Source organism: Flavobacterium sp. (genome assembly GCF_031363805.1).
Lineage (GTDB): Bacteria > Bacteroidota > Bacteroidia > Flavobacteriales > Flavobacteriaceae > Flavobacterium.
Window position 1 is genome coordinate 1 of the sequence record NZ_JANLVD010000112.1, and the last position, 5802, is coordinate 5802.

Sequence of the window (5802 nt, forward strand, 5' to 3'; positions counted from 1 at the left end):
TGCTAGCCCACAAAGCAGAAGAAGAAGGTGTGATGGTTGCCGAAATTTTGGCGGGTCAAAAACCACACATTAATTATAATTTAATTCCTGGAGTGGTTTATACTTGGCCAGAAGTTGCCTCTGTTGGCCAAACAGAAGAACAATTAGTAGCTGCTGGAATTGCATTCAAATCAGGAAGTTTTCCTTTCAAAGCTTTGGGAAGAGCCAGAGCAAGTGGCGATTTGGACGGATTTGTAAAAATCCTTGCCGATGCAAAAACAGATGAAGTTCTAGGTGTTCACATGATTGGCGCAAGAACTGCAGATTTAATTGCGGAAGCTGTTATTGCAATGGAATTTAGAGCATCAGCCGAAGACATATCCAGAATGTCTCACGCACATCCAACATTTGCAGAAGCTATAAAAGAAGCCGCGTTGGCTGCAACAGAGAATAGAGCATTGCATGTATAAAAACTAATAAACCTGACAGGTTTTGAAAACCTGCCAGGTTTGCTTTTTACTTCTTCAAAAATTTTTTATACCCAAACCAAGTCAGAAATCCTAAGAGTGCAATTCCCCAAAGTTGCACCACAAATGCAATAATGGCTTCCAGCATAAACCAGCCCGTTTTCAGACTATCCCAAATTTGCAAACCAATATTCGGTCTGTAAGCATTGCTGCTTTTTTCATTGGCAATCATTTCTTGCCTTACCGTTTCTCGCTGGTAAATTTGCAACGTCAAAGTACTAAAACTGACTTGGTCTTTTAATGATAAATTCTCGAGTTTACTATTGTCATTTTGCACTTTTTTATCATTCAAATAATCCTCAGCATCGATAATATTATTTAATTTTTTGCCTTTTTCATTAATGGCTTTTTCAATTCGCTTTTCAGAGGTGTTGCTTCGATTTTGTACCATTTGATTTTTTAATATTTCCAGCGATACATCATCGGCTGTAATTAATCGATAATCTAAAAAATCAACTTGCTTTGCAATGGTTTTAATAACGGTATCCAAACGAGTATTTGGCACTCGAATTGTAATATTGTTTTCCACAATATATTTGGTAGTTTCAAGTGTGCTGTCTTGACTTACTTTAGTTTCGTTTTTTTCGGAAATTGTACTTTGCAAATTGGTATAAGTTACAAATCCGCCAAATTTTGTAGTTGCGTCTTCAATGGCGTAAGTTGACTTAGGTACATTTTTTACTTTAAATTTTATATCAGCTTTCCTTATAAATTTCCTATTGGTTTTTTGGGGTTCGGCTGCTGCCGATGATGATGTCGCGTCTTTGGCTTCAGATGTTGTCTCGACAGATTCTTCTGCTGAAGAAGCATTTTCAGATTTTTCCCCACCATTTTTACAAGAAAATACCAAACCCACTATGAGCAAGGTTAAACCAACTTTTGGAATTGTTTTCATAAGAAATTCATTTTTAAATATTAATAATTAATTGAGATTACATTTTAAATGGAAATAATTTTAGCGTAATTTTCAATCAATAATTTATAATGAATTTATGTGTTAATGGATATTTTATGTTACAATAAAAATCGTGCCAAAAATTATCTTTAAAAATCAAAATGTTGTAATTTGGCTGAAATATTTAGAACCAATTTGAGAACATCCATTTTTAAAGATATTCAAGATCAGAATTTGCTCAAACATCAACTTTTAAATTGGGCGCAACAATTTAGAGAAATTGTTTTTTTGGATAGCAATAATTATCCACAACTGTATTCAAGCTACGATTGTGTTCTTGCCGTCGATGCATTTACATCCATAAAAACAGATTTTCACAACGCTTTTGAAGACTTAAAACAATACCAGTCGCAATCAAGAGATTGGCTTTTTGGTTATTTGTCTTATGATTTGAAAAATAACATTGAAGATTTACAATCCAACAATTTTGATGGTTTACACTTTCCAGATTTATTCTTTTTTCAGCCTAAAAAGTTATTTTTATTAAAAGGAAATCAACTAGAAATTTGTTATTTGAATATGTGCGATGATGAAGTTGATGAAGATTTTTCTGAAATTAGTGATCAGCCATCAGTGTTCAGTCCCGACAGCTATCGGGAGTCGTCAGAAATAAAAATTACTGAAAAAATTTCAAAACAAAATTATATTCAAAAAGTAACCGATATGCTTTCGCACATTCATCGAGGAGATATTTACGAAGCGAATTTTTGTATGGAATTTTTTGCAGAAAATGCATTTATCAATCCATTGGAATTTTATCAAAAATTAAATGCTATTTCGGAAGCACCGTTTTCTGTTTTCTTTAAAAACAAGAGCAATTATTTACTTTCTGCTTCACCTGAAAGGTATTTGCGAAAACAAGGAACCAAAATTATTTCTCAACCTATAAAAGGAACTTCAAAGCGTTTTTCTGATAGTAAATTAGATGAAAAATCTAAAATCCAATTGTCACAAGATCCAAAAGAACGATCAGAAAATATTATGATTGTCGATTTGGTTAGAAATGATTTGTCGCACACAGCAGAAAAAGGATCTGTTCAAGTTGAAGAATTGTACAAAGTGTATTCTTTCAAACAAGTACATCAAATGATTTCGACTATTACGTCGGAAGTTTTACATACCACTTCACCAATTGATATTCTTAAAACAACTTTCCCAATGGGAAGTATGACAGGCGCACCAAAAATTTCGGCAATGCAAATTATTGAAAATTTGGAAGAAACAAAACGCGGATTATACAGTGGTGCAATGGGTTACTTCACTCCTACTGGCGATTTTGATTTTAACGTTGTTATACGAAGTATACTGTATAATTCTGAAGAAAAATATGTATCTTTTTCGGTTGGAAGTGCTATAACTTCGGCTTCAATTCCAGAAAATGAATATGAAGAATGTTTATTAAAAGCAAGTGCGATGTTGAAAGTTTTAGATTAAACAACGTTGTATATTCAAAATAAAAGTGTTGTATATTCAAAATAAAAGTGTTGTATATTCAAAATAAAAGTCTTGTATATTCAAAATAAAAGTGTTGTATATTCAAAATAAAAGTCTTGTATATTCAAAATAAAAGTGTTGTATATTCAAAATAAAAGTGTTGTATATTCAAAATAAAAGTGTTGTATATTCAAAATAAAAGTGTTGTATATTCAAAATAAAAGTCTTGTATATTCAAAATAAAAGTCTTGTATATTCAAAATAAAAGTCTTGTATATTCAAAATATAAGTGTTGTATATTCAAAATATAAGTGTTGTATATTCAAAATATAAGTGTTGTATATTCAAAATAAGTACTATATTTGTAATTAATAATCAATACTTTATGGCAATAAAAAGACAAATAGTAAAATCAATTTTATTTTATAAAAATAAATATCCAATATTAGCCCTCACTGGGCCAAGACAATCGGGTAAAACTACTTTGTTGCGTGAATTATTTCCTGACTATCAATATATCAGTTTAGAAAATCCTGATACTAGAGCATTTTTACAAGAAGATGCGAAAGGATTTTTTGAAAAATATTCGAAATATTGTATTTTTGATGAAGCACAACGCGTTCCAGAACTGTTCTCCTATCTTCAAACTATTGTAGATGAAAGCAAAATTATGGGGCAATTTATTCTATCTGGTTCACAAAATTTTCTTCTTTTAAAAAATATAACTCAAAGTCTGGCAGGAAGAGTAGCGCTTTTTAAGTTGTTCCCTTTTGATTTTTGGGAATTGAAATCTGCTAATTTATTAGCCAAAGATTATGTAGATGCTATGTTAAAAGGTTCATATCCAGCTATTTTTGATCGCGATATTCCGTCAAGAACATTTTACAATAATTACATACAAACCTATGTGGAACGAGACATTGCAGAGATTATTAATATTCGCGATATGAGAACTTTCAGAATATTTTTAAGTTTGTGTGCTTCGAGAGCTGGGCAATTACTTAACTTGAATTCGTTAGCAAATGAATGTGGAATTACGCAACCAACTGCAAAATCTTGGATCTCAGTTTTGGAAAGTAGCTATATTCTTTTTTTGCTACAACCCTATCACAAAAATTTTGACAAGCGGGTTATAAAAAGCCCAAAACTATTTTTTTATGATACTGGATTGTTGTGTCATTTGTTAAAAATAAAAGATGCAAATCAAATAAGAACGCATTCATACAAAGGGAATATTTTTGAAAATATGATTGTTTCTGAATATATAAAACAAAATTACCATCAGAATCAAATGCAAGAATTCTGGTTTTGGCGAGATTCCGCTGGTCATGAAGTAGATTTAATTCGACAGGATGATGACACGCTCAATGTTATTGAAATAAAATCTACAAAAACTATTTCAGCAGATTTGTTTAAAGGATTAAACTATTTTTCAGCCTTGGCTAAAGACACAATCAAAAGTCAAACACTGGTTTATGCAGGTTTAGACAATCAAAAAAGAACTATTGCAGAAGTAGTGTCTTGGAAAGATATAAATAATTACATTTGAATATGCTATCAAAACTTGAAAATCATTTATCTGCAAATTTTTCTTTTTTAAAAGATAAAAAACTCCTTTTGGCAACAAGTGGTGGCGTCGACAGTATGGTTATGGTCGATTTATTTCAAAAAATGAATTTTAATATTGCTATGGCGCATTGTAATTTTCAACTTCGAGGATTGGAAAGTTTTAATGATCAAAATTTTATTGAAGAGTATGCTGAAACAAATAAAATTCTGGTTTTTATAACCCAATTTGATACCGAAAATTTTGCAAAAGATTATAAATTATCAACCCAAGTTGCTGCGAGAACATTGCGTTACGATTGGTTTTATGAACTTTTAGAAACCAAAAAATATGATTATTTGCTCACAGCCCATCATTTGGATGACAACGTAGAAACTTTTTTAATTAATCTTACTCGTGGCACTGGATTGGATGGTTTGACTGGAATTCCAGAACGAAACGAAAAAATTATTCGTCCACTTTTAATTTTTTCACGAAATGAAATTGAAGATTATGCCAAAGAAAACAATATTAAATGGCGTGAAGATTCTAGCAATATTTCCGATAAATATTTACGAAACAAAATCAGGCACCATATTGTTCCAATTTTAAAAGAATTGAATTCAAATTTTTTGAATTCTTTTCAAAAAACACAAAATTATTTGCAAGAAGCGCAAAATATGGCAGAAGATGCTTCAATTATGATTTACCAACAAGTAGCCAAAGAAATAGGAAATGAAATTCACTTTGATTTAAAAAAATTAAAACAATTACCCAATTATAAATCTTATTTGTACCAATGGTTTTCAGAATATCATTTTTCAGCTTGGCAAGATATTTATGATTTGATTGATGCACAAACAGGAAAACAAGTTTTATCTAATGATTTTGTATTATTAAAAAACCGTAATTTCTTGATTTTATCAGAAAAAAATAAATTAGACGCCAATATTTACTTCATTAAAAAAAATCAAAAAGAAGTTAAAATTCCCTTAAATATATCCATTTGTAAAGTAAATGAAATTTCAGAAACCAATCTAAATACTATCTTTGTTGATGAAGATAAATTGCAATATCCATTGGAAATCAAAAAATGGCAAGAAGGCGATATTTTTAAGCCATTTGGAATGGATGGAAAGTCGAAAAAAGTAAGTAAATTTTTTAAAGATGAAAAATTATCTATACTTGAAAAACAAAATATTTGGATTTTATGTTCTGATAATCAAATAGTTTGGATTATTGGAATGCGTCAAGACAATAGATTTAAAATAGAAACCACAACAAAAAATACCCTAAAAATAGCATTACAATAATGAAAAAAATACTTTGTTTATTACTTACTTTTTTGGCTTATGCCAATA

The 5802-nt window shown here is 30.2% G+C and carries 4 protein-coding genes and 1 pseudogene; 4 read left to right on the plus strand and 1 reads right to left on the minus strand.

Annotated features, from left to right (window positions below; all coding sequences use genetic code 11):
• Positions 1-449, plus strand: a pseudogene (locus tag RMN92_RS06575) (dihydrolipoyl dehydrogenase); the annotation flags it as partial.
• A gap of 46 nt (positions 450-495) precedes the next feature.
• On the opposite strand, the gene RMN92_RS06580 reads toward RMN92_RS06575, so the two are convergent.
• A complete protein-coding gene (locus tag RMN92_RS06580) occupies positions 496-1401 on the minus strand; it encodes a DUF4349 domain-containing protein (RefSeq protein WP_309608667.1) in 906 nt (301 codons plus the stop codon).
• Between the two features lie 195 nt (positions 1402-1596).
• Here RMN92_RS06580 and RMN92_RS06585 point away from each other — a divergent pair, with 195 nt between their 5' ends.
• From RMN92_RS06585 to tilS, 3 genes are all read left to right on the plus strand, one after another.
• A complete protein-coding gene (locus RMN92_RS06585; protein WP_309608670.1) occupies positions 1597-2895 on the plus strand; it encodes an anthranilate synthase component I family protein in 1299 nt (432 codons plus the stop codon).
• A 385-nt stretch (positions 2896-3280) separates the two neighbouring features.
• A complete protein-coding gene (locus RMN92_RS06590) occupies positions 3281-4444 on the plus strand; it encodes an ATP-binding protein (RefSeq protein WP_309608668.1) in 1164 nt (387 codons plus the stop codon).
• Positions 4445-4446: 2 nt separating this feature from the next.
• Entirely contained in the window at positions 4447-5754 is a 1308-nt protein-coding gene (gene tilS / locus RMN92_RS06595) for a tRNA lysidine(34) synthetase TilS (protein ID WP_309608669.1), read from the plus strand.
• Positions 5755-5802: the final 48 nt, after the last annotated feature.